This window comes from Mesorhizobium sp. WSM4832, from assembly GCF_055811115.1.
This window is the reverse complement of the sequence record NZ_JBVVQH010000005.1, coordinates 22,500-43,829: the sequence shown is the minus strand read 5'-3', so window position 1 is coordinate 43,829 and position 21,330 is coordinate 22,500. Positions and strand designations below refer to the sequence as shown.

Here is a 21,330-nt window from a genome sequence, read left to right as displayed (position 1 = left end):
AGTCTGAAACCATGACAAACAGCGAAAACGCCACCGATCTTGCCCATCGCCTTGCACCCGGCGCTGAGGATGCGCCGGCCATCGCCGCGCCCGAGCGGGCAGCCCTTTCGCATGGCGGGCTGCGCCTCCTGATCCGCGATACCGCGGCGCGGCTCAACGCGCTCGGCATCGGCCGTGGCGACCGGGTCGCCATCGTGCTGCCGAACGGCCCGGAAATGGCGACGGCCTTCATCGCGATCGCCGCTGCCGCATCCACGGCGCCGCTCAATCCGGCCTATCGCGCCGACGAGCTCGATTTCTATCTGAGCGATATAGGCGTCAAGGCGATCCTTGTCGGCAAGGACGAACAAGGGCCTGCGGTCGAAGTTGCCGAGCGCCTCGGTATCCCCGTGCTGCGGCTGGTGGTGCCTAGCGGCGCCTTGGCAGGTGTCTTCACGATCGAGGGCGATCCGGTTGGGCCGGCGGTCGTATCCGGACTGGCCGGGGATGGCGACATTGCGCTCCTTCTGCACACCTCCGGCACGACCTCGCGTCCAAAACTGGTGCCGCTCAGCCACGCCAATCTCGCTGCGTCGGCGGCGCATATCGGCGCGACGCTCGGCCTGACGACGTCGGACCGCTGCCTCAACATCATGCCTTTGTTCCACATCCACGGATTGATCGCCGCGGTGCTGTCATCGCTGGCGGCCGGCGGCAGCGTGTTTTGCACGCCGGGCTTCAACGCGCTGCGTTTCTTCCAGTGGCTGTCCGAGGCCAAGCCCAGCTGGTACACCGCCGTGCCCACCATGCATCAGGCGATCCTGCCGCGCGCGGCGCGCAATCCTGAGCAGCTCGCCGAGGCAAAGCTGCGCTTCGTGCGCTCGTCATCAGCTTCGCTCCCGGCGCAGGTGATGGCGGAGCTTGAGGCGACGTTCGGCTGCCCGGTGATCGAATCCTACGGCATGACCGAGGCCGCGCATCAGATGGCGTCCAACCGCTTGCCGCCTGGCCAGCGCAAGCCGGGCAGCGTCGGCGCATCGGCCGGACCCGAAGTCGCCGTCATGGCGCCGGACGGGCGGTTGCTCAAGGCCGGCGAGATCGGCGAGATCGTCATTCGCGGCCCGAACGTCACGGCTGGTTACGAGAAGAACCCGGACGCCAATGCCAGCGCCTTCGCGCATGGCTGGTTCCACACCGGCGACCAGGGTGTGCTCGACGAGGACCGCTATCTGCGCGTCACCGGCCGGCTGAAGGAGATCATCAATCGCGGCGGCGAAAAAATCTCGCCGCTCGAGGTCGACGGCGTGTTGATGGATCATCCGGCGGTGGCGCAGGTCGTTACCTTCGCCATGCCGCATGACAAGCTTGGCGAGGAAGTGGCCGCCGCCGTCGTGCTGCGCGAAGGCCAGAGCGCCAGCGAGGCCGACATCCGCGGCTTTGCCGCGACCCGGCTCGCCGATTTCAAGGTGCCGCGCAAGGTGGTGATCCTGGACGAGATCCCGAAAGGCGCGACCGGCAAGCTGCAGCGCATCGGCCTTGCCGCAAAGCTCGGGCTCGGCTGATGCGCATCACCATCTTCGGCGCCGGCGCCATTGGCGGCTATCTCGCCGCTAAGTTGGCGATCGCCGGCTCTGTCGATCTGTCGGTCGTGGCACGCGGCGCGCATCTGGAAGCCATCAAGGCCGATGGCCTTCGCCTGATCGAGGGCGGCAAGGAAACGGTGGCGCCGGTGAAGGCGGCGGCGCACGCCGAGGAACTCGGCGTGCAGGATTATGTCGTGCTGGCGCTGAAGGCGCATTCGCTGGCGCCGGCACTTGAGCAGATCGCGCCGCTGCTGGGTGAGGGGACAGCCGTCGTCACCATGCAGAACGGCGTGCCCTGGTGGTATTTCCATAAGGCGGGCGGCGCGCTCGAAGGCACGCGGCTCGATGCGGTCGATCCTGGTGGTGCGATCTGGGAGCGCATAGGGCCGGAGCGCGTTATCGGCTCCGTCGTCTATCCGGCCGTCGAGGTGGATGCACCCGGCCTGATCCGTCATGTCGAGGGCGCGCGCTTTTCGCTGGGAGAGCCGTCAGGTGAGAAGAGCGAGCGAACCACCGCGCTGGCGCGCGAAATGGTCAAGGCAGGGCTGCAGGCGCCCGTCCGCGAGGACATCCGCTCGGAGATCTGGGTAAAGCTCTGGGGCAACCTCTCCTTCAACCCGATCTCGGCGCTCACCGGCAGCACGCTTGCGGCGATCGTCGCCGACGAAGGAACCCGCGCCGTTGCGCGCGCGATGATGCTGGAGGCGCAGGCGATCGGCGAGAGCCTCGGTGTGCGCTTCCTCATCCCGGTCGACCGCCGCATCAAGGGCGCCGGCGACATCGGCGAGCACAAGACCTCGATGCTGCAGGACCTCGAACGCAGCCGCCCGATGGAGATCGATGCGTTGGTCACCGCCGTGCAGGAGCTCGGGCGGTTGACCGGCCAGCCGACGCCGACCATCGACACAGTGCTGGCGCTGGTGCGGCGGCTGGCGATCGAACGCGGATGCTATTCGCCCTTGTAGATGTTCCTGTTTTGTTCTAAGTTGATCCTTTTGGAGGATATCCGAAAGGGATCAGCCATGAACGAGGAGCTTACATTCGGGACGCACGACACCGGCCAGACTTATTTCGGCTGGCGCGAGTTCAGGACGAGCAAGAATCGGAGGCAGCTGAAAGAGCCGCGTCTGTTTTATGGAGTCATGGTCGAAGGGCCGACAAATGTCCTGCTAGCCGATCAAGGCGAGAGTTACTGTCGGGAGTATGGGCTACTCAAGGCTTGGCTAACTCCCGCCAAGCTGACGCACATAACCTTGATGGGCCTCGGCCTTTGACGTTTGTTTCGACAGATTGTTGGCTTTCGGCGGTGGAGCGCTGGTGCTTCGCAGTGGCGATCATTCGCCGGCGCTGCAAGATTTCTGGCGCAAACTCTCAGCCGTAGTTCACGACAGCCCGCTGCAGCCTTTCGTAACCAATTCGCTGGAGCCGCATGTGACACTGCTTCGAGATAGAGATGGCGTATCAAAGATACCGGAGCGGCTCGTCGAGCCCGTCAGGTGGACCGTGCGGAGTTTCGCGCTGATCCACAGCCACGGGGGGAGATACGATTTCCCCGGTACTTGGCAACTGAACGGTCAGGACGACGCGCATGCTGTCATGTGAGCATCTCAAATCGCCTTTATCGTCAGCACCGGCACCGCCATCCTGACACGAATTGTCACCTGCAGAGCAACGTCCCGGTGGCAGGCGCACAATCGGTCCCCTACTTGATGTCTGGTCCAAACCGGGAGGAAATCATGACCACTGCCGACATTGCCAAGGATTTCACCGAACTCCTCAAGCAGGGCGACAGCCACGGCGCTGCCGCGAAATACAATGCCGACGACATCGTCAGCTACGAGGCGATGGAAGGGCCGATGGCCGTCTGCAACGGCAAGGAAGCCGTCAAGCAGAAGGGCGAATGGTGGGAAGCGAACCATGAGGTTCACGGCGGCTCGATCGAAGGCCCCTATGTCAACGGCGACCAGTTCGCCTTGCGCTTCACCTTCGACATAACGCCCAAGTCGACCGGCAAACGCGTCACCATGGACGAGGTAGGCCTCTACACGGTCAAGAACGGCAAGATCAGCGAAGAGCGCTTCTACTATTGAGGCCGATTTAGCTCGCGGCGTCCCGCGTCCTTTCGCTGCATGATTTGAAGACAGACACGACGGCCAGGATGATAGTCCGGCCGCCGTGCCGTTCTCTCAAATCGTCTTCACATAGTTCGCAAGCTGGTCTGCCACTGTGCCCCAGCCGTCGAAGAAACCCATCTCTTCGTGATTGTTGCGCGTCGCCTCGTCGCGGTGGATGGCGGTGGCGGTGTAGCGCGTGCCCTTGCCTTCGGGCGTCAAGGCGATGACCGCGGTGATGAAGGGCTCGCCGGACGGCCGGTAGCCGGGCAGCAGCGCATCGGTCCACACCAGCCGCTCGTCCGGCACGATCTCGAGATAGCAGCAATGGCGGTCGCTCACCTCCTTGCCGTCGGGCGACTGCATGCGTGTGCGGAACAGACCGCCGGGCCTGAGGTCGATCTCGCAATCGGTGATGATCCACGGCTTCGGCGTGAACCACTGCTTGACGTGCTCAGGCGTCGTCCAGGCGCGCCATAGGAGTTCGCGCGGCGCGTCGAGGAAACGCTCCAGCGTCAGGTCCAGTTTCGGGTTCGGCTTGAACGGATCGCTCACTTCTCACTCTCCTTGAGGCTCATCACATAGTCGTCGAACTGGTCGAGGCGGCGCTCCCACAGCGCGCGCTGTTCGGCGAGCCAGCTTTCCGCAAGCTTCAGCGGTTCGGGCGCGAGACTATAGGTCCTGACGCGGCCGGCCTTTTGCGACTGCACCAGCCCGCAGCCTTCCAGCACCTTGAGGTGCTCGACGAAGGAGGGCAGGGCCATGCCGAAGGGCTCCGCCAACTCGCTCACCGAGGCGGGGCTTCTGTTCAGCCGCTCCACGACACGCCGGCGCGTCGGGTCAGCAAGCGCGCGAAAAATGCCGTCGACGGGCGGCACGCTTTGGCCGACGGTCTCAAGGCTCATGGCTATTCCCTTCGCACTAGGTCGCGTACATTTTGAAAGATACTTAGGAAAAAACCTTAGTGTTGGCAAGAGCCAAAACCGGGCCATCGCGAAGCGCTGGCAAAGCCGTTCCGGTGGGCTTAGGTTTTGTTCAGATTCGCAACCGACCGAGGCCTGTCTTGACCATCACCATGTACGGCATCACCACCTGCGACACGATCAAGAAGGCGCGCGTCTGGCTGGAGAGTCATGACGTTCCGTATCGCTTCCATGATTATCGGGCCGAGGGGATCGAGGCGGAGAAGCTGAACGGCTGGGTCGGCAAGGTCGGTTGGGAAAAGCTGCTCAACAAGGGCAGCACTACGTTTCGCGAGCTGCCGGAAGCGGACAAGCAGGCGCTCGACGAGGAGAAGGCCAAGAAGCTGATGCTGGCCAGGCCGACGATGATCAAGCGCCCGGTGCTGGAGGTGGGTGAGCGGGTGCTGGTTGGGTTCAAGCCGGAGGTTTACGAAGAGGCGGTGGGCGGGAAATAGGCTCGACGTCGCGATAATTATGCTTGGGCTTCCAAATATTCCGCCAGCGCTACCGCATTGTTGTGCGCCTCGTCATGCGCGCCGAAGAGCAGCGTCACCTTGCCTTCACGCAAAAGGCCATGCAGCTGCGCCACCGCATCCTTGTTTGCGTCAAGTTCGGCCCGGTACCGCTTCCGAAACTCCGGCCAGCGTTCCGGCTCGTGCCCGAACCATTTGCGCAGCTCGTCGCTCGGCGCGATCTCCTTCAGCCACAGCGTCAGTTCGGCGTCCTTCTTGCTGACGCCGCGCGGCCAGATTCGGTCGACCAGCACGCGCTTGCCGTCCGCCTTCTCGGGCGGCTCGTAAACGCGCTTCACCGCAATCTCGAAGGCCATTGCGCCTCCTTACAAGCAATTCCAGGAAAACTGTGCAGCGGTTGGGCTCGGCGACTTCGCCGTAGCCTTCTGTCCGGAATTGCGCAAAATAGAGTTCCTCAGGCCCACTCGCCCTTGCGCATCACCGGCACGCGGCTGCCGTCCTTGGCCACGCCGTCGATGTCGATCTTGTCGGAGCCAATCATCCAGTCGATGTGGATGAAACTCTTGTTGCCGCCGCGCTCGGCGATCTCGGCCTGGCTGAGCGAAGCGCCGTTGACGAAGCATTTCGAATAGCACTGCCCGAGCGCGATGTGGCAGGCGGCGTTCTCGTCGAACAGCGTGTTGAAGAACAACAGCCCGCTTTTCGAGATCGGCGAGGAATGCGGCACCAGCGCCACTTCGCCGAGACGGCGCGCTCCCTCGTCCGTGTCGAGCACCTTCTTTAGCACGTCCTCGCCCTTCGATGCCTTGGCCTCGACGATCCGCCCGCCCTCGAAACGCACCGAGATATCGTCGATCAGCGTGCCTTGATAGGACAGCGGCTTGGTCGAGGAGACATGGCCTTCGACGCGCCTTGCATGCGGCGTGGTGAAGACTTCCTCGGTCGGGATGTTCGGATTGCAGGTTATGCCGTTCTTCGCCGTCGAGGCGCCGCCCATCCACTCATGGCCGTCCGCCAGCCCGATAGTCAGGTCGGTGCCCGGTCCGGTGAAATGCAGCGCATGGAAATTATGCTCGTTCAGCCATTTCGTGCGCTCGGCCAAGGCTGCATTGTGCGCCTTCCAGTTGCCGATCGGATCCTCGACGTCGACCCGCGAGGCCGAGAAGATGGCATCGGCGAGCTTGACCACTGCGACGTCGTCGGGCTCGCCCGGAAACACCTGTTTGGCCCAGGCTAGATCGGGATAGGCGACGATGTTCCAGTTGATGTCGAAGCCGGTGATCTTCTCCAGCGCCGGCTGGTAGGCCATTGAATTCGCCTTGTTGGCGCGCGCCACTTTGGCCGGATCCTGCGCCGACAGCAGCGACGGGTCCTCGCCGCGCACCGCAAGCCGCGCGGCATTGTTGGCGAAGGCTTTCGCCATGCCTTCGTAGAGCCACCCGGCGGCGCGGTCGAAACCGGCATCGGCGCCGTAGCGGAAGCGCGCCAGCGTGATCTCGTCGTCGTTGAAGATTGGCGTCACCAGTCCGGCGCCCGCCTTGTAGGCATGCTCGACGATGCGGCGGGTCAGCGGCAGCGCCGCGATCGACGAAGTCAGCACCAAATCCTGTCCGGGCTGCAGCTGCAGCCCGACCTTGATGGCGACTTCCGCCAGCCTGTCGAGCTTCACCGGGTCGATGCTTGCCGAGACGCCGCGCGAATGTGTAGTCATGATCGTGCCTGCCATTTGTTGGGGTCTGATTCCAACATAGACCGGCGAGGTTGGCCTTTCCACCGTGATCGACTGGGTCAGGCCGCGCTTTCCAACGCGCGGAATTGCGCCATGGTCGCCTCGATCTCCTCGCGGATCCAGATCTTGAAGTCACGCACCTTGCGGCTCTCGCTCTTCGTGGCCGAGGTGACCAGCCAGTAGCCAAGCCCGCTCTCGGCCCTGATGCCGAAGGGCGCGACCAGCCGGCCGTCGGCCAGCGCGTCGGCGGTGAGCAGTTGCCAGGCAAGCATCACGCCGTGGCCGGCGATCGCCGATTCCAGGCAAAGCATCGGATCGGTGAAGCGCGCGCCCTTGAGGAAGGTGACCGGCTCGACGCCGGCCGCCTCGAACCAGCCGTCCCAGCTGAACATCGCCCGCTCGTCGGTGATCGCGCAGGTCTGGGCCAGATCGCCGATCGACTTCAGCCTGGCCGCGATCGACGGCGCGCAGACCGGAAACACTTCCTGGGCAAGCAGAAGCTCGGCCCGCCCGCCTGGCCATTTCCCGTCGCCGAGCCGGATGGCGATATCGATATCGGAGCGGTCGAGATCGGCGACCCTGGCCGAGGCGTCGATGCGTAGCAGCACATTCGGATGGCGGGCGAAGTGCCGCGACAACCTGGGCAGCAGCCATTTCGAGGCGAAGGCCGGCGCCACGGAAACGACCAGCGTGCACTCGTTGGCCTCGTCGGCCAGCGCCACCGCTTGCGCGAGCTCGCGAAAGCCGGAGCTGAGCCGCATCGTGAAGGCGGCGCCGAATTCCGTCGGCACGAGCCCGCCTGGCGTCCGTTCGAACAGCGCCTGGCCAAGCTGCCTTTCCGTGCGTTTGACCTGCTGGCTGACGGCGCTGGTCGAGACATTCAATTCGGCCGCCGCCGCGGCAAGAGATCCCAGGCGGGCGACGGTTTCCACGGCGCGCAGGCCGTTGAGATGGACGCGGTTCAGCATAGCCATTCAGTTTTTCTAAAGTGAACAGAGTGAAATCTCAATTGAAACCTGATGCAAAAAGGCGGATTTTATTGGGCGTAGGCCTGAGCTTGGAGGCAATCCGATGAAGATTTTATCTTTGCTGAAGGGGCTTTCCGGCGCCGAGCCAAGACAGGTTCGGCCCGATGACGGCGAGGTCGCCCACTGGGTCGTCGATCCGCTGTCGCATCCCGTGCTCGATACCATGTCGGAGCGCGAGCTTGGCGATATGCCGTTCCGGCTGACGGCCGGTCGCACGGCCTACGAGACGGCCTGCCGCTGAAGGCCGCCTGAGCCCAACTGGCCCAACACAAGCGCATTGTTTCGCTCGCGCGCGCACTTATGTTGCGCCGCAATGAACGCCGCCTCGCCATCTCCCTTGCGCCTAGCCATTGCCGGCACGGTCGCGCTCGCCGTCGCCATGGGTATCGGCCGCTTCGTCTATACGCCGATCCTGCCCGGCATGATGGAGGAGTTGCATCTGACGCCGGCCGATGCCGGCTGGATCGCCTCCGCCAACTATGTCGGCTATCTGGTCGGCGCGCTTGCCGCGGCTGGCGGCTGGGCGCACGGCCGCGAGCGCCTGTTGATGTTCGTGAGCCTCGCCGCCAGCGCCGTGCTCGCGGGGCTCATGGGGCTCAACGAGACGATGGCCGCCTTCCTCGTCATCCGCTTCCTCGCCGGCCTCGCCAGCGCCTTCGTCATGGTGTTCATGGCATCGATCGTCTTCAGCCATCTTGCCGCGGCCGGCCGCGGCGACTTGCAGGCGCTGCATTTCGGCGGCGTAGGCCTTGGCATAGCCGCGTCCTCCGCGCTCCTGGCGATTCTCGTCTCCGAACATGCAGGCTGGGCCGCCGGATGGCTTTGGTCCGGAGCGCTTTCGGCGGCTGGCCTGCTCGTCGTCGCGCTGCTCGCCGGCTCCGCCACGCCGGCCAATGGCGTTGACGGGCGCGAGCCGGCGCTGCCGAAGGACCGGTCCCTGGTCAAGGTGATCATCGCCTACGGGCTATTCGGCTTCGGCTATGTGGTGACGGCCACCTTCCTGGTCGCCATCGTTCGCCAGGGCGGCGGCGGGCGCGTCTTCGAGGCCACCGTCTGGATGATCGCCGGCCTTGCCGGCTTCCCCTCGACCTGGCTCTGGCAGAAGCTTGCCGGCCGGACAGGGCTCTACGCCGCTTATGCGATTACCTGCCTGATCGAAGTGGTCGGCGTCACCGCCAGCGTCATCGTCAAAGGCCCCGCTGGACCGCTGATCGCCGGCGTCCTGCTCGGCGGCACTTTCATCGCCATCACGGCATTGGGGATACAGATGGGCAGACAACTGGCACCGCAGGCGCCGCGCCGCATCTTCGCGGTGATGACGGCGGCCTTCGGTCTCGGCCAGATTATCGGTCCGGTCGCCGCCGGCCTGCTCGCCCAGGCTTCGGGCAATTATGTGCTTGCCTCGATCATGGCGGCGGCGGCACTGTTGGCCTCCGGCGTCATCGCCTGGTCGGCTGCGCCAAAATCGCCATGATTGGTGGTCTTGCTTGGTGCCGGGCATCGGGCAGGGCATTTTCTTTCCCACTAATGTGTGACTTTATGCCCGCCGAACAGCAACGCCGCTGATTTGCGGTCAGACCGAGGAAACCAGCCACAGTGTTCGTATCTTTCTTCCCGCAGCCGAAGCTCTTCTTCACCTCGGCCGCCGTCTGGAGCCTTGCCGCAATCCTGTTCTGGTTTTTCGGGGGAGAACAATTGGGCTCGGTCTTCGGCCTCCCGCCGGCCGCGGCGGACATCCCGACCATCATCGGCATCGCGGTCCTGTGGTCGAAGCCGTTCCTGTGGTTCTATATCTACTTCGTGGCCTGCGTGGCGGTCTTCTATGCATTCTGGAGCTGGTACGCCCCGCATCCATGGCAGAACTGGTCGATCCTGATGACCGCTGTCATCCTGTTCTTCATCTATTTCAACGTTCAGGTCAGCGTCGCCATCAACAATTGGTATGGTCCGTTCTTCGACTACGTGCAGGGCCTGATGTCGGGCACGGGGAAATCGACCGACTCGGAATTCTACATAGGATTGGCCGATTTCTCCTGGCTGGCGCTGGTCGGCATGAACGTGCAGGTAATCAACGCCTTCATCGTCAGCCACTGGATCTTCCGCTGGCGCACCGCGATGAACGATTACTTCGTGACGAATTGGGGCCGGTTGCGCCACATCGAAGGCGCCTCGCAGCGCATCCAGGAAGACACGATGCGCTTTTCGCAGATTATGGAGGACCTTGGCTCGACCTTCGTTCAGTCGATCATGACCCTCATAGCCTTTCTGCCGGTTCTGATTCAATTGCAGGCCCATATTACCGAACTGCCGATCATCGGCGCGGTCCCGCAGCCTTTGGTCGTTGCCGCATTGGGCTGGTGTTTGTTCGGGACGATCTCCGTCATGGTGGCGGGTCTCAAGCTGCCGGGCCTGCAGTTCCGCAACCAGCGTGTCGAGGCAGCCTATCGCAAGGAACTCGTCTACGGCGAAGATCATGCCGACCGGGCTCAGCCGGCGACGACGGCACAATTGTTCGCCAATGTCCGACAAAATTATTTCAAGCTATATTTCCACTATATCTATTTCAATGTTGTTCGTTACACCTACCTGCAGGCTGACGGCATCTTCTCGTTGCTCATCTTGGGGCCGTCGCTGGTCGCGCATAAGATCACGTTCGGCGCCCTGAACCAGATATCGAACGCGTTCGGCAAGGTGACGAATTCCCTGCAATTCCTACTGAATTCCTGGTCGACGATTGTCGAACTGCAGTCGGTGCACAAACGTTTGCGTGCCTTCGAGGCGACGCTGCAAGGCGAGCAACTGCCGGTTGTCGATCAGCATTATCTAGAACGCGAGCAAGCTGGCATGCGTCCGGAAGATCAGCCGGCAAGTTAGAGCAATTCCAGGAAAAGTGTGAGCGGTTTTCCGTCCGGAATTGCGTCAAAACAAAGAGATAAAGCGGTTCGCCGTTTCGGTGAAACGGTGAAACGCTTTGGAGCGCGCCTACGTCCAGTCAGCCGCCCACGGTTGCTTGCGCCTGGCCGGCGCGCTGCCGCGCGACATAGTCGCGAAAACTGATGCACTCGACTTGCGACATCACACAGACTTCCCCGGCGAAGCGCTCCAGCGCGTTCCAATACGCGCCGTTGTTCATCAGCGTGAAGTGGAAGCCGAGCTCCAGCGGCAGGCCCTTGCCGTTGTACTCAGCTTCGAAAGCGGCGTGGAACGCCTGATAGGCGCGTTCGGCGAATTCGTCCGCCATCGCCGGCTTCTCGGTGCCGCCCGAGTGGCGGACATAGAGATTGTAGTCCATGGCGACCACCGGTTTCGCCTTCGGTCCTTCCGGGACAAGCGGCAGGGCGAAATGGGTTATGCCGTTCCTGGTTGGCGGCAGGTCGGGGCCGTCCGAAACGCCGCTTGCGTCATATTGGAAGCCGGCTTCGGGCAGCGCCTCGTAAAGCGCGGCGCCGGTTGAAAGATAGGGCGCGCGAAACCCGACCAGGGCATGATGCGCGAAATCGTGCCAGTCGGCCGGCTCCGGGATGCCGTTGATCGCATAGGCGTTTTCGAAGATGCGCCGGGCGGAGGCGAATTCGGCCAGCCAGTCGGCCTTGCTCCACGCCTTGCCGTCGAAATGGCCGCAGGCATGGCTGCCGATGTCGTGGCCCTCGGCGGCCGCGAGCCTGACCTGTTCCAGCCGCTCGGCGACGTCCTGTTTCGAGGCGCCGAAGCCGACATTGGATTTGCCGGCGGCCTTGCCGGGGCCGGCATAGTACTGCCGTGTTTCCGGCGAGAGCAGGAAGACGCAGGACAGGAAATAGGTGAAATGCGCGCCCGTGCGCTTTGCCAGCGCCCGGCTGCGCTCCCATTGCGAGATATCGCGTGCGGCATCGAACGAGATCAGCACGACCTGCTTGGGCCTGGCAGGCGAAACGGCTGGCGATTTCGGCGGATCGGCGAAGGCTGAGCTGGCGCAGGCAAGCGCGGCGAGACCGAACGCAAGGACGCGGTAGGAACGAAGCATTGGCAAACTTCTGGCAGGAGCCCCTCGGCTGATCTGAAGCCGGCTATCGGGCAAATGTGGCGTGGGTGCGTTCAGGCGAGCCTTGTGGGCGCAGGCGCTCTGCACCGATTTTCCGGCCGGCCCCCTTCCATGCCGGCGAAATTTCGCTAAAACGCGGGCACAAGAAGCGCCCCAACCGGGGCTGCAATGGTTTTGATTAATGTCGGACGACAGTTTTATCCGCGAAGTCAACGAAGAGATTCGTCGCGAGCAGGCGCATGCGCTGTGGGATCGTTTTGGCCCGGCCATTCTCGGCATCGCCATCCTGGTCGTGCTGGGTACTGCCGCCGTCGTTGGCTACCGCTATTGGGACGAGACCCGCGCCAACCGTTCGGGCGACGCCTTCTCGGCGGCGTTGAAGCTCGCCAATGACGGCAAGAACGACGAGGCGATCGCCGCGCTCGACCAGCTGGAGAAGGATGGTTACGGCGCCTATCCGTTGCTCGCCCGCATGCGCGCCGCGACCGTCAAGGCCGACAAGGGCGACGTCGACGGCGCGGTCAAGGATTTCGACGAGGTCGCGGCCGACAACGCCATTCCCGCCGGCATCCGCGACATGGCGAGGCTCAGGGCAGCGCTGCTGCTCGTGGACCACGGCTCCTACGCCGATGTTTCCAGCCGGGTCGAGGCGCTCACCGCCGACTCCAATCCGCTGCGCCATTCGGCGCGCGAAGCGCTCGGCCTTGCCGCCTGGAAGGACGGCAAGGCCGCGGATGCTCTCAAACTGTTCGACCAGATCTCTTCGGATGACGGCGCCCCGCGCAATGTGCGCCAGCGGGCGCAACTTATGTCCGAGCTGATCCGCGGGTCGGGCAACGCGTCGTGACCTTAGATGGGTTTCAAAGTCGCCATCATCGGCCGGCCTAACGTCGGCAAATCGACTCTTTTCAATCGGCTGGTCGGAAGGAAGCTGGCGCTTGTCGACGACACGCCGGGCGTGACGCGCGACCGGCGTGTGCATGCCGCCAAGCTCTACGATCTCTATTTCGACGTCATCGACACCGCCGGCTTCGAGGACGCGGCGGCTTCGACGCTGCCCGGCCGCATGCGCCAGCAGACCGAAATCGCCATCCGCGAAGCCGACCTCATCTTCTTCACCGTCGATGCCAAGTCCGGCCTGATGCCGGACGACCGCACCTTCGCCGACGTGGTGCGCAAATCCGGCAAGCCGGTGGTGCTGGTCGCCAACAAGGCCGAGGCGCGCGGCGCTCAAGGGGGGATGCTGGAGGCTTGGGAACTCGGCCTCGGCGAGCCGATCCCGGTCTCGGCCGAGCACGGCCAGGGCCTGCCCGACCTGCGCGACGCGGTGATCGCCGCGCTCGGCGAGGAACGCGCCTTCGGCGAGGACGAGGACGAGGCGGGCGACGAGATCGCCGCCAGCGAGGTGCTGATCGGCGAGGACGTCGCCGATCCGGATGCCGAACCCGCCTATGACGACACCAAGCCGCTGCGCATCGCCGTCATTGGCCGCCCCAATGCCGGCAAGTCGACACTGATCAATGCGCTGATCGGCGAAGAGCGGCTGCTCACCGGTCCGGAAGCCGGCATCACGCGCGATTCGATCTCGGTCGACTGGGACTGGCGCGGTCGCCACATAAAACTGTTCGATACCGCCGGCATGCGCCGCAAGGCCAGGATCCACGAAAAGCTGGAAGTGATGTCGGTGCAGGACGGCCTGCGCGCCATCCGCTTTGCCGAGATCGTCATCATCGTGCTCGACGCCACAATTCCCTTCGAGAAGCAGGACCTGCAGCTCGCAGACCTCATCATCCGCGAGGGCCGCGCGCCGGTGATCGCCTTCAACAAATGGGACCTGATCGACAATCCGCAGGAGCTTTTGGCCGAGCTGCGCGAAAAGACCGAGCGGCTGTTGCCGCAGGTGCGCGGCATCCAGGCGGTGACGGTTTCGGCCGAGACCGGCCGCGGTCTCGACCGGCTGATGGACAGCGTCATCAAGACGCACAAGGTCTGGAACAGCCGCGTCTCCACCGGCAAGCTCAACCGCTGGCTGGAAGGCATCCTGGCGCATCATCCGCCGCCCGCCGTCGCCGGCCGCCGGCTGAAGGTCAAATATGTCACGCAGGCCAAGACCCGCCCGCCGGGTTTCGTCGTCTCCTGCTCGAGGCCGGACGCGATGCCGCAATCCTACGTCCGCTATCTGACCAACAGCCTGCGCGAGGCCTTCGACATACCCGGTGTGCCGATCCGCATGGCGCTGCGCACCTCGGACAATCCGTTCGCGGGCAGGGCGAAGAAGCGCTGAGGCTTAGCCGTTTGCGCCAATCCTCTCCAGTCGTCATCCACGGGCGAAGCAAGGAGCGAAGCGACGCGCGCAGACCCGAGGATCCATTCCGTGACTTAGGAGCGTCGCTACGGTGCAGAATTCTGCTCCGCTGCATTATTTGCGCGAGGTAACGGCATGGATTCTATGGTCTGCGCGCGTCGCTTCGCTCCTTGCTTCGCCATAGAATGACGAAGTCGAAGGGCGTCGGCGAGGAGGCTAAGCGACCTCTCGCAGCCTCTCTTTCATCTCCGCCCCCTCGGGCAGCGTCTCCACCACCGCCTGCAGCAGTATCTCCGCCAGCCGCGCCGCCACCGGATCGAGCTCGGCGTCCTTCTGGTGCAGATGCAACGCCATCGTCGGCAGGGCCGGCAAATCGAGGACTCCCGGCGCGAGCGCCCTGACATTGGCGGGCAGGCCGATATCGGTGCGGATCGTCAGGCCAAGTCCTGCCGCCACCGCCGCCCAGATGCCGCCGAGGCTGGGGCTCGAGAAGGCCATGCGCCAGGCGAGACCGGCGCGGTCGAGCGTTTCGGTCGCGACCGTGCGCAGCAGGCAGGGCGCCTCGAACACCACCAGCGGCAGCGGCTCGCCATTGCGCGGACCTGCCTCGATCGGCTTCGCCGGGCCGATCCAGCGTGCCTGCACGTCGGCGACATGCCGGCTGTAGGGCAGCGTCGTGCCGTCATGCCAGGCGAGCGCGATGTCGAGATTGCCGGAAAGGACACGCTCGGCAAGTTCGTGGCTGCGTCCGATCCGTGCCTCGATGCGAACCTTGGGATGCGCGCGGGCGAAGCGGCCGAGCACGCCGGGCAGCACGGCCTCGCCGAAATCCTCCTGGAGGCCAAGCCGCACCCAGCCTTCCAGCTCGACGTCGCGGATGGCGGCAGCCGCCTCGTCGTTGAGCTCGATCAGCCGCCGCGCATAGCCGAGCATGGTTTCGCCGGCTTCGGTGAGCGCCAGGCCGCGCCCGGCCTTGCGGAAGACCGGCGTTGCCGCCTGTTCTTCCAGCTTCTTCAATTGCGCGCTTACGGCGGAAGTCGAGCGTCCCAGCCGTTCGGCCGCCTTGGCGAAGCTGCCCAATTCCATGCCGGTGACGAATGTTCTGAGGACATCGAGGTCGAATGTGACGCGGCGCATGATATCGTCCTGATTTTCAGGATTGTTGATCAAAAACTTCCTGATTTTATGAATGAAGCTATGGCGCTACCTTCCGTCCGTCAAGCCGTCAGCGGCCACTACGGGAATGGAATCATGTCCGCCATCGTCACACGAAACGACTGCCAGCCGGCCGCGGGGAACATTGCCGCCAACCCTGCTCGCCGTACCTTCGGACCAAATCATCGCTGGAAAGTGCTGGGCATCGGCGTCGCTGCCAATGCCGGCTTCTCCGCCACCTTCTCCGGCATTCCGGCCACCGCGGTGGTGATGCGCCAGGGTTATCATCTCGGCAATGCCGAACTCGGCCTCGCGCTCGGGCTACTCGGTCTCGGCGTGGCGCTGAGCGAACTGCCTTGGGGCGTGCTCACCGACCGCTGGGGCGACCGCCGCGTGCTGTTGACCGGGCTTGGCGCGACGGCGGCATGGCTGTTCCTCATGGCAATGCTCGTCGTGCCGACGAAGCTCTCCGTTCCCAGCGTCACGCTGCTTTCGGCGAGCCTGCTCGTCGCCGGCCTGCTCGGCGGCAGCGTCAACGGCTCCAGCGGCCGCGCCATCATGGGCTGGTTCGGTGAGGGCGAACGCGGCTTTGCCATGAGCATCAGGCAGACGGCGGTGCCGCTCGGCGGTGGGCTGGGCGCGCTCGTTCTGCCTTCGCTTGCGCTGGCTTTGGGCTTCACCGCGGTCTTCGGCCTGCTGGCAGTCGTCTCCGCTCTCTCGGCCTATTTTGCCTGGCGCTGGCTGCACGAACCACCGGCGGAAACCGGCGCTCACGCCGCAGCGACAAGCGGCCCCGCGCCCTTGCGCAACATCGAAGTCTGGCGCATCTCGACCGCGATCGGCCTGCTCTGCTTTCCGCAGGTCGCGGTGCTGACCTTCGCGTCGGTCTTCCTGCATGACTTTGCCGGCATGGGTACCTGGGTCACCAGCGCCAGCCTCGCCGCCGTGCAGACCGGCGCCATGGTGATGCGTGTCTGGAGCGGGCGCTTCACCGACCGTCACGGCAACCGCCGTCCGTTCCTGAAATTCTGCAGCGCGTCGAGCGCGCTGGCCTTCCTGGTGCTTTGGCTGCTGGTGATCGGCACCGCTGGACTCCCGGCGCTGGTGCCGTTGCTTCCACTGATGGTGGTCGTCGCCGGCATATCCGTCTCCGCCTGGCATGGTGTCGCCTATACCGAGCTTGCCACGCTTGCCGGCGCTGGCCATGTCGGCACCGCGCTCAGCCTTGCCAACAGCTTCGTCTTCATCGGCTTCTGCCTTGTGCCGATCGCCATTCCGTGGCTGCTGGTGTTCTTCGCATGGCAGGGCGTCTGGCTGGCCGCGGCGATTTGCGCGGCGGTCGCCTGGCCGATCTTCCTGCGCCAGGCCTGATTCGTCGCCGCCTGGAGCAATTCCAGGAAAAGTGTGAGGCGGTTGGGGGGTCGGCGACTTCGCCGTAGCCTCCGCCCGCAATTGCGTCAAACAAGAGCTCTTGCCGCGAAAACGGCAAGCCTGCTTTGCCACAAACATGAAAAGAACATGATCAATGTCGTTAACCCCGCATCAAGGTTAATGCTTCATTTTGGCTCTCCGGGGTCAGTAGCGTTCTGGAGAGTTCAGTGCATCGACGCGTTTCAATGCGGCTTGCCGCCGCCGCCGCCGTTGCGAAAAGACGTTGCTTCCTTTCTCCTTTGGTGCTCGGGCTCGGCATTTGGATCGGCTTTCCGTCGGTCGTCGCCTATCAGGACATGACAAGCCTGATTTCCGGCCTGGAAGCGCCCAACGCCCGCTGGAACGCCTATATCGAGAAATCCGCCGCCGGCTCGGTGCATGCCGCTGAAATGCCCTTCATTGACACCACCGCCACCGGCTCGATCTCCGGCTCCGGCGTGAACCTGCCGGGCGTGGGCACGGTCGCCTTCCGCGGCAAGGGCAGCGCCACGGGCGCGACGCCCGACGAGGATCGCGTCATGCGCGCCGACAAGAAGGGCCGCATCGTCCAGGTCTCGCCGGTCACGCCGCCCAAGAATTTCAGCGCCGGCTCGATTTTCGAGCGTACGTCCTCGCTGCTTCGCCGCAGCATGGACAGCGGGCTGAAGCTCACCTTCGCCAAGCCCGGGATCAAGGGCAAGGAAGTGCAGATCGCCCAGGCCTTCCATCTGCGCGAGGACAAGAAGCCCGACCCGGATCTGCCGGCGGCACTTGTCGCCCTCGTCAACAACGACAAGCCCGATATTCTTGCCACCGCCTATGCCCAGTCGGCGCCCGACTATGCCAAGGCCTCACCCTTCGAGGCGCTGCTTCAGGACGATCCGAACGATGGCCGCTTCATCCCGCCGATGGGCGAGGGCGACCACGCATGGCTGCAGAATCCGCTGCCGGCCAGCGTCTTTTCCCAACCCGAGCAGGCCTGCCTCGCCAAGGGCATCTATTTCGAGGCGCGCAGCGAGCCTGTCCGCGGCCAGGCGGCGGTCGCGCAGGTGATCTTGAACCGGGTCCGCAATCCGGCCTATCCGAAGACCATCTGCGGCGTCGTCTACCAGAACGACAACTGGTTCAACCGCTGCCAGTTCTCCTTCGCCTGCGACGGCAGGAAGAAGAGCATCACCGACCAGGCTTCCTACAAGACCGCGCAGGAGGTTGCCATGGCGGTGACCGCCGGCAAGATCTTCATTCCCGAGGTTGGTTCCTCGACGCATTATTACGCCAACTATGTCCATCCGGGCTGGGCGCGCGCCATGCACAAGATGACCAGGATCGGCCTGCATATCTTCTATCGCACCTATGGTGGCGGCTGGAGCTGAGCCGTTAGGCGGCTCGAACCGAACCGCCTAATCGACGGCTCCGGCTATGCTTCGTCCGGCTCCCGGCGCGTCCCGGCTGACGCGCCTTGTCGCGCGGATTCGCGCCGAGTCCTCACGCGGGCGTGAAGGGCACGATGTCGCACCTCGATAAACCATTGATTTAACTACTGAAAATACATCACTTCGAAGTTCGGCCCGTGGCTTGACGGGCGCGGACCCGCTAACTATGTTGCCGGCGACTTTAGAAGCGGACGGACGGCAATCGTCTGCCCGGGCAGGGGGGTTGCGATGGCCGACAAAACCGGGCCAGACGGAACCGGAGAAACCGGCCGCGGCAGGCAGCCAGAAGCCACCATCCGCGACGACGAACTTGAGCGCCGCCGGCGCGATCTCGAAGCATCGCTTGCGACGAGACGCACGGACCGGCTCGAGGGGAAAGACGAAGCGAAAGCCGCGGCCGGTTACGGTCAGGCGCTGAAACTGTCCAGCGAGTTTATCGCCGGAGTGGTGGTCGGTGTCGGGTTGGGCTGGATCATCGACCGCCTGGCGGGAACAGCGCCCTGGGGGTTGATCGTCGGCCTGTTGCTCGGCTTTGGCGCCGGTATACTCAATGTCCTGCGTTCGGCGGGACTGGCATCGGAATTCGGCCGGGGCGGCAAGCCGCGTGAGCCGAGGCAATGAAGTGAGGCGCCGCAAGGCGCTAAAGTGAACTTAAGAAGCCGGTTGTGGCTTTGACGGGGATTTAAAGTGGCTGCTGACAAGGTCGATCCGATCCACCAGTTTCAGATCCATCCGATCATCCCGATTCACATCGGCGGCTACGACATCTCTTTCACCAACTCCTCCCTGTTCATGGTCGTGACGATCGTCCTTGCGTCGGCCTTCCTTTACATGAGCACGGCCAGCCGCGCGCTCATTCCGGGCCGCCTGCAGTCGGTGTCCGAAATGGCCTATGAATTCGTCGGCAACATGCTGCGCGATGCCGCCGGCAAGCAGGGCATGCAGTTCTTCCCGCTGGTGTTTTCGCTGTTCATGTTCGTGCTGGTCGCCAACCTGATCGGCCTCTTCCCCTATTTCTTCACCGTCACCAGCCACATCATCGTCACCTTCACGCTGGCCATCCTGGTTATCGGCACCGTTCTCGTCTACGGCTTTGCCAAGCATGGCTTCGGCTTCCTCAAGCTGTTCGTTCCGCAGGGCGTGCCCGGCTATCTTCTGCCGCTGGTGGTGGCGATCGAAATCATCTCTTTCGTTTCGCGGCCCGTCAGCCTCTCTGTTCGTCTTTTCGCCAACATGCTGGCCGGCCACATCACGCTGAAAGTGTTCTCGGGCTTCGTCGTCAGCCTCAGCGCGTTCGGCGCCCTGGGCATCGCCGGCTCGGTGCTGCCGCTTGCCATGGCTGTTGCGCTCTCCGCGCTCGAATTGCTGGTCGCCTTCCTGCAGGCCTATGTGTTCGCTGTGCTGACCTGCATGTATCTGAACGACGCTCTGCATCCGAGCCACTGATCGATTTTACCGGCGCCCCGGCGCCAGCATACCCAACGTACCAACTGCAACGAACAAGCTAAACACAGGAGTTTTGAAATGGACGCAACTGCAGCAGCTGCTATCGGCGCTGGCATCGCCTGCATCGGCATGGGCGGCGCGGGCATCGGCCTCGGCAACATCTTCGGCAGCTACCTCTCGGGCGCCCTGCGCAACCCGTCGGCTGCTGATGGCCAGTTCGGCCGCCTGATCTTCGGCTTCGCCGTGACCGAAGCTCTGGGCATCTTCTCGCTCCTGATCGCCCTGCTCCTGGTCTTCAAGTAAGAGCCAGAGCTGACGAAAGGGGCCGCATGGTGCGGCCCCGTTCCATGGACAGGGGAATGAGATGTTCGTGACATCTGCCTATGCGCAAGAAACAGCGCCGGCCGCGGCCGAGGGCGATACGCATGCGGGCACCGCGGTGCCTGCGGCGGAGCATGAAACGTTCCCGCCGTTCGACGCCAAGACCTTCCCGTCGCAGATCCTGTGGCTGGTCATCACCTTCGGGCTGTTCTACCTGTTCCTGAAGCGGGTTGTGATGCCGCGTCTTGGCGCTATCATCGATGTCCGCAACGACCGCATCACCCAGGATCTCGACCATGCCGCAAGGCTGAAGGGCGAGGCCGACGCCGCCGTTGCCGCCTATGAGCAGGAACTGGCGGAAGCCAAGGCCAATGCCAACAAGATCGGCCAGCAGGCGAACGACGCAGCCAAGGCTGACGCCGAGGGCACGCGCAAGAAGCTCGAGGCCGAGCTTGAGAAGAAGCTTGGCGCGGCCGAGGCGAGCATCGCCTCGATCAAGGCCAAGGCGATGAAGGAAGTCGGCACCATCGCCGAGGACACTACCTCGGCTATCGTCGAGGCGCTTGTCGGCGGCAAGACCGACAAGTCCGAGATCGCGGCCGCGGTCAAATCCGCGAGCCGGTGAGGAGCGGGATCATGGACGCCACATCACTCGCCACACTCTGGGCAACCATCGCCCTGATCATCTTCCTCGGCGCCATAATCTACCTGAAGGTGCCGGGCATGCTCACCAAGTCGCTCGATGCCCGCGCCGCCAAGATCAGCGGCGAGCTCGAGGAGGCGCGCAGGCTTCGTGAAGAGGCCCAGCAGCTGCTTGCTCAGTATCAGCAGAAGCGCAAGGAAGCCGAGAAGGAGGCCGCCGACATTGTCGCGGCCGCCAAGCGCGAGGCTGAGCTGCTTGCTTCCGAAGCGGCCAAGAAGACCGAGGACTATGTCGCCCGGCGCACCGCGCTTGCCGAGCAGAAGATCAGCCAGGCCGAGCGCGAAGCGGTCAGCGAAGTGCGCGCCAGCGCCGTCGACATCGCCGTCGAGGCCGCCCGCGCGCTGCTCGCCGCCAAGGTCGATGCCAAGGCGGGCGCCGATCTGTTCAAGTCGGCGCTCAGTGACGTGAAGGCCAAGCTGAACTAGGTTTCAAAGCTTTAAAATCATCAAAGCCGCCTGGGCAACCCGGCGGCTTTTTTGTTTGGGGAAGCGAGGCGCCGAAGCTGCCAATCTCCCCCTGTGGGGGTTGAGGAGCGGTCCGCGCCCTTCCTCTCCCCCGTCGATCGGGGGAGAGGTGGGGGGGGCGGGGCGGGGGGGGGGGGGGGGGGCGGCGGCGGCGGTGTTTTTTAGGGGGGGGGGGGCGGTGCCGCCCCTTGATTTTTGGCGCGGGGG

At 64.0% G+C, this 21,330-nt stretch carries 24 protein-coding genes; 17 read left to right on the top strand and 7 right to left on the bottom strand.

Annotated features, from left to right (window positions below; genetic code table 11):
- The first annotated feature begins 11 nt into the window (after window positions 1-11).
- The 4 genes from AC0L2L_RS08845 to AC0L2L_RS08830 all read left to right on the top strand — a co-directional run bounded on the left by AC0L2L_RS08845 (window position 12) and on the right by AC0L2L_RS08830 (window position 3,652).
- Window positions 12-1,541 (top strand): acyl--CoA ligase, encoded by a 1,530-nt coding sequence (locus tag AC0L2L_RS08845; protein ID WP_473577608.1) that lies wholly within the window; start codon window positions 12-14, stop codon window positions 1,539-1,541.
- The gene (locus AC0L2L_RS08840; protein WP_473577607.1) at window positions 1,541-2,527 is read left to right on the top strand and encodes a 2-dehydropantoate 2-reductase; all 987 of its coding nucleotides are present in this window, start codon (window positions 1,541-1,543) and stop codon (window positions 2,525-2,527) included. The genes AC0L2L_RS08845 and AC0L2L_RS08840 overlap by 1 nt, the downstream gene beginning before the upstream one ends.
- A 57-nt stretch (window positions 2,528-2,584) precedes the next feature.
- The gene (locus AC0L2L_RS08835) at window positions 2,585-2,836 is read left to right on the top strand and encodes a hypothetical protein (protein WP_473577606.1); all 252 of its coding nucleotides are present in this window, start codon (window positions 2,585-2,587) and stop codon (window positions 2,834-2,836) included.
- 462 nt (window positions 2,837-3,298) lie between these two features.
- On the top strand, window positions 3,299-3,652 hold the full coding sequence (locus AC0L2L_RS08830) for a SnoaL-like domain-containing protein (protein WP_473577605.1): 354 nt from the start codon (window positions 3,299-3,301) through the stop codon (window positions 3,650-3,652).
- Window positions 3,653-3,748: 96 nt separating this feature from the next.
- On the opposite strand, the gene AC0L2L_RS08825 is transcribed toward AC0L2L_RS08830, so the two are convergent.
- Entirely contained in the window at window positions 3,749-4,228 is a 480-nt protein-coding gene (locus AC0L2L_RS08825) for an SRPBCC family protein (RefSeq protein WP_473577604.1), read from the bottom strand.
- Entirely contained in the window at window positions 4,225-4,578 is a 354-nt protein-coding gene (locus tag AC0L2L_RS08820) for an ArsR/SmtB family transcription factor (RefSeq protein ID WP_473577602.1), read from the bottom strand. The genes AC0L2L_RS08825 and AC0L2L_RS08820 overlap by 4 nt, the downstream gene beginning before the upstream one ends.
- Before the next feature lie 158 nt (window positions 4,579-4,736).
- Between AC0L2L_RS08820 and AC0L2L_RS08815 the strand changes: the two genes are divergently transcribed.
- Window positions 4,737-5,090 (top strand): ArsC family reductase, encoded by a 354-nt coding sequence (locus AC0L2L_RS08815; RefSeq protein WP_473577600.1) that lies wholly within the window; start codon window positions 4,737-4,739, stop codon window positions 5,088-5,090.
- A gap of 17 nt (window positions 5,091-5,107) precedes the next feature.
- On the opposite strand, the gene AC0L2L_RS08810 is transcribed toward AC0L2L_RS08815, so the two are convergent.
- The 3 genes from AC0L2L_RS08810 to AC0L2L_RS08800 form a co-directional block, all read right to left on the bottom strand.
- Window positions 5,108-5,464, bottom strand: a complete 357-nt coding sequence (locus tag AC0L2L_RS08810) for a DUF488 domain-containing protein (RefSeq protein WP_473577598.1) — start codon at window positions 5,462-5,464, stop codon at window positions 5,108-5,110.
- Between the two features lie 98 nt (window positions 5,465-5,562).
- Window positions 5,563-6,819 carry an aminopeptidase gene (locus AC0L2L_RS08805; RefSeq protein WP_473577596.1) on the bottom strand — a complete coding sequence of 419 codons (1,257 nt, stop codon included), beginning with the start codon at window positions 6,817-6,819 and terminating at the stop codon, window positions 5,563-5,565.
- A 77-nt stretch (window positions 6,820-6,896) separates the two neighbouring features.
- Entirely contained in the window at window positions 6,897-7,811 is a 915-nt protein-coding gene (locus tag AC0L2L_RS08800) for a LysR substrate-binding domain-containing protein (RefSeq protein WP_473577594.1), read from the bottom strand.
- 97 nt (window positions 7,812-7,908) lie between these two features.
- Between AC0L2L_RS08800 and AC0L2L_RS08795 the strand changes: the two genes are divergently transcribed.
- From AC0L2L_RS08795 to sbmA, 3 genes are all read left to right on the top strand, one after another.
- Window positions 7,909-8,106: a hypothetical protein gene (locus AC0L2L_RS08795; protein ID WP_473577592.1), complete on the top strand. Its 198-nt coding sequence runs from the start codon at window positions 7,909-7,911 to the stop codon at window positions 8,104-8,106.
- A gap of 72 nt (window positions 8,107-8,178) precedes the next feature.
- Window positions 8,179-9,339: a YbfB/YjiJ family MFS transporter gene (locus AC0L2L_RS08790; protein ID WP_473577591.1), complete on the top strand. Its 1,161-nt coding sequence runs from the start codon at window positions 8,179-8,181 to the stop codon at window positions 9,337-9,339.
- Between the two features lie 122 nt (window positions 9,340-9,461).
- A complete protein-coding gene (sbmA, locus tag AC0L2L_RS08785) occupies window positions 9,462-10,739 on the top strand; it encodes a peptide antibiotic transporter SbmA (protein WP_473577589.1) in 1,278 nt (425 codons plus the stop codon).
- 118 nt (window positions 10,740-10,857) lie between these two features.
- Here the strand turns inward: sbmA and AC0L2L_RS08780 are convergent, their stop codons facing one another.
- Window positions 10,858-11,868 (bottom strand): polysaccharide deacetylase family protein, encoded by a 1,011-nt coding sequence (locus AC0L2L_RS08780; RefSeq protein ID WP_473577587.1) that lies wholly within the window; start codon window positions 11,866-11,868, stop codon window positions 10,858-10,860.
- A 199-nt stretch (window positions 11,869-12,067) separates the two neighbouring features.
- Between AC0L2L_RS08780 and AC0L2L_RS08775 the strand changes: the two genes are divergently transcribed.
- Both AC0L2L_RS08775 and der read left to right on the top strand, forming a co-directional pair.
- Window positions 12,068-12,733, top strand: coding sequence for a tetratricopeptide repeat protein (locus AC0L2L_RS08775; protein WP_473577586.1), 666 nt, complete (start codon window positions 12,068-12,070; stop codon window positions 12,731-12,733).
- 6 nt (window positions 12,734-12,739) lie between these two features.
- A complete protein-coding gene (gene der / locus AC0L2L_RS08770; RefSeq protein ID WP_473577585.1) occupies window positions 12,740-14,170 on the top strand; it encodes a ribosome biogenesis GTPase Der in 1,431 nt (476 codons plus the stop codon).
- Window positions 14,171-14,407: 237 nt separating this feature from the next.
- On the opposite strand, the gene AC0L2L_RS08765 is transcribed toward der, so the two are convergent.
- Window positions 14,408-15,328 (bottom strand): LysR substrate-binding domain-containing protein, encoded by a 921-nt coding sequence (locus tag AC0L2L_RS08765; RefSeq protein WP_473577583.1) that lies wholly within the window; start codon window positions 15,326-15,328, stop codon window positions 14,408-14,410.
- Window positions 15,329-15,442: 114 nt separating this feature from the next.
- On the opposite strand from AC0L2L_RS08765, the gene AC0L2L_RS08760 reads away from it, so the two are divergent.
- The 7 genes from AC0L2L_RS08760 to AC0L2L_RS08730 all read left to right on the top strand — a co-directional run bounded on the left by AC0L2L_RS08760 (window position 15,443) and on the right by AC0L2L_RS08730 (window position 21,084).
- Window positions 15,443-16,717, top strand: a complete 1,275-nt coding sequence (locus AC0L2L_RS08760; protein WP_473577581.1) for an MFS transporter — start codon at window positions 15,443-15,445, stop codon at window positions 16,715-16,717.
- A 227-nt stretch (window positions 16,718-16,944) separates the two neighbouring features.
- Window positions 16,945-18,129: a cell wall hydrolase gene (locus AC0L2L_RS08755; RefSeq protein ID WP_473577579.1), complete on the top strand. Its 1,185-nt coding sequence runs from the start codon at window positions 16,945-16,947 to the stop codon at window positions 18,127-18,129.
- Between the two features lie 288 nt (window positions 18,130-18,417).
- The gene (locus tag AC0L2L_RS08750; RefSeq protein WP_473577577.1) at window positions 18,418-18,810 is read left to right on the top strand and encodes an AtpZ/AtpI family protein; all 393 of its coding nucleotides are present in this window, start codon (window positions 18,418-18,420) and stop codon (window positions 18,808-18,810) included.
- A 66-nt stretch (window positions 18,811-18,876) separates the two neighbouring features.
- Entirely contained in the window at window positions 18,877-19,635 is a 759-nt protein-coding gene (locus AC0L2L_RS08745; RefSeq protein WP_473577575.1) for a F0F1 ATP synthase subunit A, read from the top strand.
- A gap of 78 nt (window positions 19,636-19,713) precedes the next feature.
- Window positions 19,714-19,938 (top strand): F0F1 ATP synthase subunit C, encoded by a 225-nt coding sequence (locus AC0L2L_RS08740; RefSeq protein WP_027164582.1) that lies wholly within the window; start codon window positions 19,714-19,716, stop codon window positions 19,936-19,938.
- A gap of 61 nt (window positions 19,939-19,999) precedes the next feature.
- The gene (locus AC0L2L_RS08735; RefSeq protein WP_473577572.1) at window positions 20,000-20,581 is read left to right on the top strand and encodes a F0F1 ATP synthase subunit B; all 582 of its coding nucleotides are present in this window, start codon (window positions 20,000-20,002) and stop codon (window positions 20,579-20,581) included.
- Between the two features lie 11 nt (window positions 20,582-20,592).
- Window positions 20,593-21,084, top strand: coding sequence for a F0F1 ATP synthase subunit B (locus AC0L2L_RS08730; RefSeq protein WP_473577570.1), 492 nt, complete (start codon window positions 20,593-20,595; stop codon window positions 21,082-21,084).
- Window positions 21,085-21,330 lie beyond the last annotated feature (246 nt).

Bases quoted from the DNA above. Each gene is read 5' to 3' on its own strand.
- AC0L2L_RS08845 (WP_473577608.1), top strand. From the start codon at position 12: ATGACAAACAGCGAAAACGCCACCGATCTTGCCCATCGCCTTGCACCC.
- AC0L2L_RS08775 (WP_473577586.1), top strand. From the start codon at position 12,068: ATGTCGGACGACAGTTTTATCCGCGAAGTCAACGAAGAGATTCGTCGC.
- der (WP_473577585.1), top strand. From the start codon at position 12,740: ATGGGTTTCAAAGTCGCCATCATCGGCCGGCCTAACGTCGGCAAATCG.
- AC0L2L_RS08810 (WP_473577598.1), bottom strand. From the start codon at position 5,464: ATGGCCTTCGAGATTGCGGTGAAGCGCGTTTACGAGCCGCCCGAGAAG.
- AC0L2L_RS08735 (WP_473577572.1), top strand. From the start codon at position 20,000: ATGTTCGTGACATCTGCCTATGCGCAAGAAACAGCGCCGGCCGCGGCC.
- AC0L2L_RS08830 (WP_473577605.1), top strand. From the start codon at position 3,299: ATGACCACTGCCGACATTGCCAAGGATTTCACCGAACTCCTCAAGCAG.
- AC0L2L_RS08730 (WP_473577570.1), top strand. From the start codon at position 20,593: ATGGACGCCACATCACTCGCCACACTCTGGGCAACCATCGCCCTGATC.
- AC0L2L_RS08795 (WP_473577592.1), top strand. From the start codon at position 7,909: ATGAAGATTTTATCTTTGCTGAAGGGGCTTTCCGGCGCCGAGCCAAGA.
- AC0L2L_RS08740 (WP_027164582.1), top strand. From the start codon at position 19,714: ATGGACGCAACTGCAGCAGCTGCTATCGGCGCTGGCATCGCCTGCATC.
- AC0L2L_RS08780 (WP_473577587.1), bottom strand. From the start codon at position 11,868: ATGCTTCGTTCCTACCGCGTCCTTGCGTTCGGTCTCGCCGCGCTTGCC.
- AC0L2L_RS08800 (WP_473577594.1), bottom strand. From the start codon at position 7,811: ATGGCTATGCTGAACCGCGTCCATCTCAACGGCCTGCGCGCCGTGGAA.
- AC0L2L_RS08840 (WP_473577607.1), top strand. From the start codon at position 1,541: ATGCGCATCACCATCTTCGGCGCCGGCGCCATTGGCGGCTATCTCGCC.
- AC0L2L_RS08835 (WP_473577606.1), top strand. From the start codon at position 2,585: ATGAACGAGGAGCTTACATTCGGGACGCACGACACCGGCCAGACTTAT.
- AC0L2L_RS08805 (WP_473577596.1), bottom strand. From the start codon at position 6,819: ATGACTACACATTCGCGCGGCGTCTCGGCAAGCATCGACCCGGTGAAG.
- AC0L2L_RS08765 (WP_473577583.1), bottom strand. From the start codon at position 15,328: ATGCGCCGCGTCACATTCGACCTCGATGTCCTCAGAACATTCGTCACC.
- AC0L2L_RS08750 (WP_473577577.1), top strand. From the start codon at position 18,418: ATGGCCGACAAAACCGGGCCAGACGGAACCGGAGAAACCGGCCGCGGC.
- AC0L2L_RS08790 (WP_473577591.1), top strand. From the start codon at position 8,179: ATGAACGCCGCCTCGCCATCTCCCTTGCGCCTAGCCATTGCCGGCACG.
- AC0L2L_RS08760 (WP_473577581.1), top strand. From the start codon at position 15,443: ATGTCCGCCATCGTCACACGAAACGACTGCCAGCCGGCCGCGGGGAAC.
- AC0L2L_RS08820 (WP_473577602.1), bottom strand. From the start codon at position 4,578: ATGAGCCTTGAGACCGTCGGCCAAAGCGTGCCGCCCGTCGACGGCATT.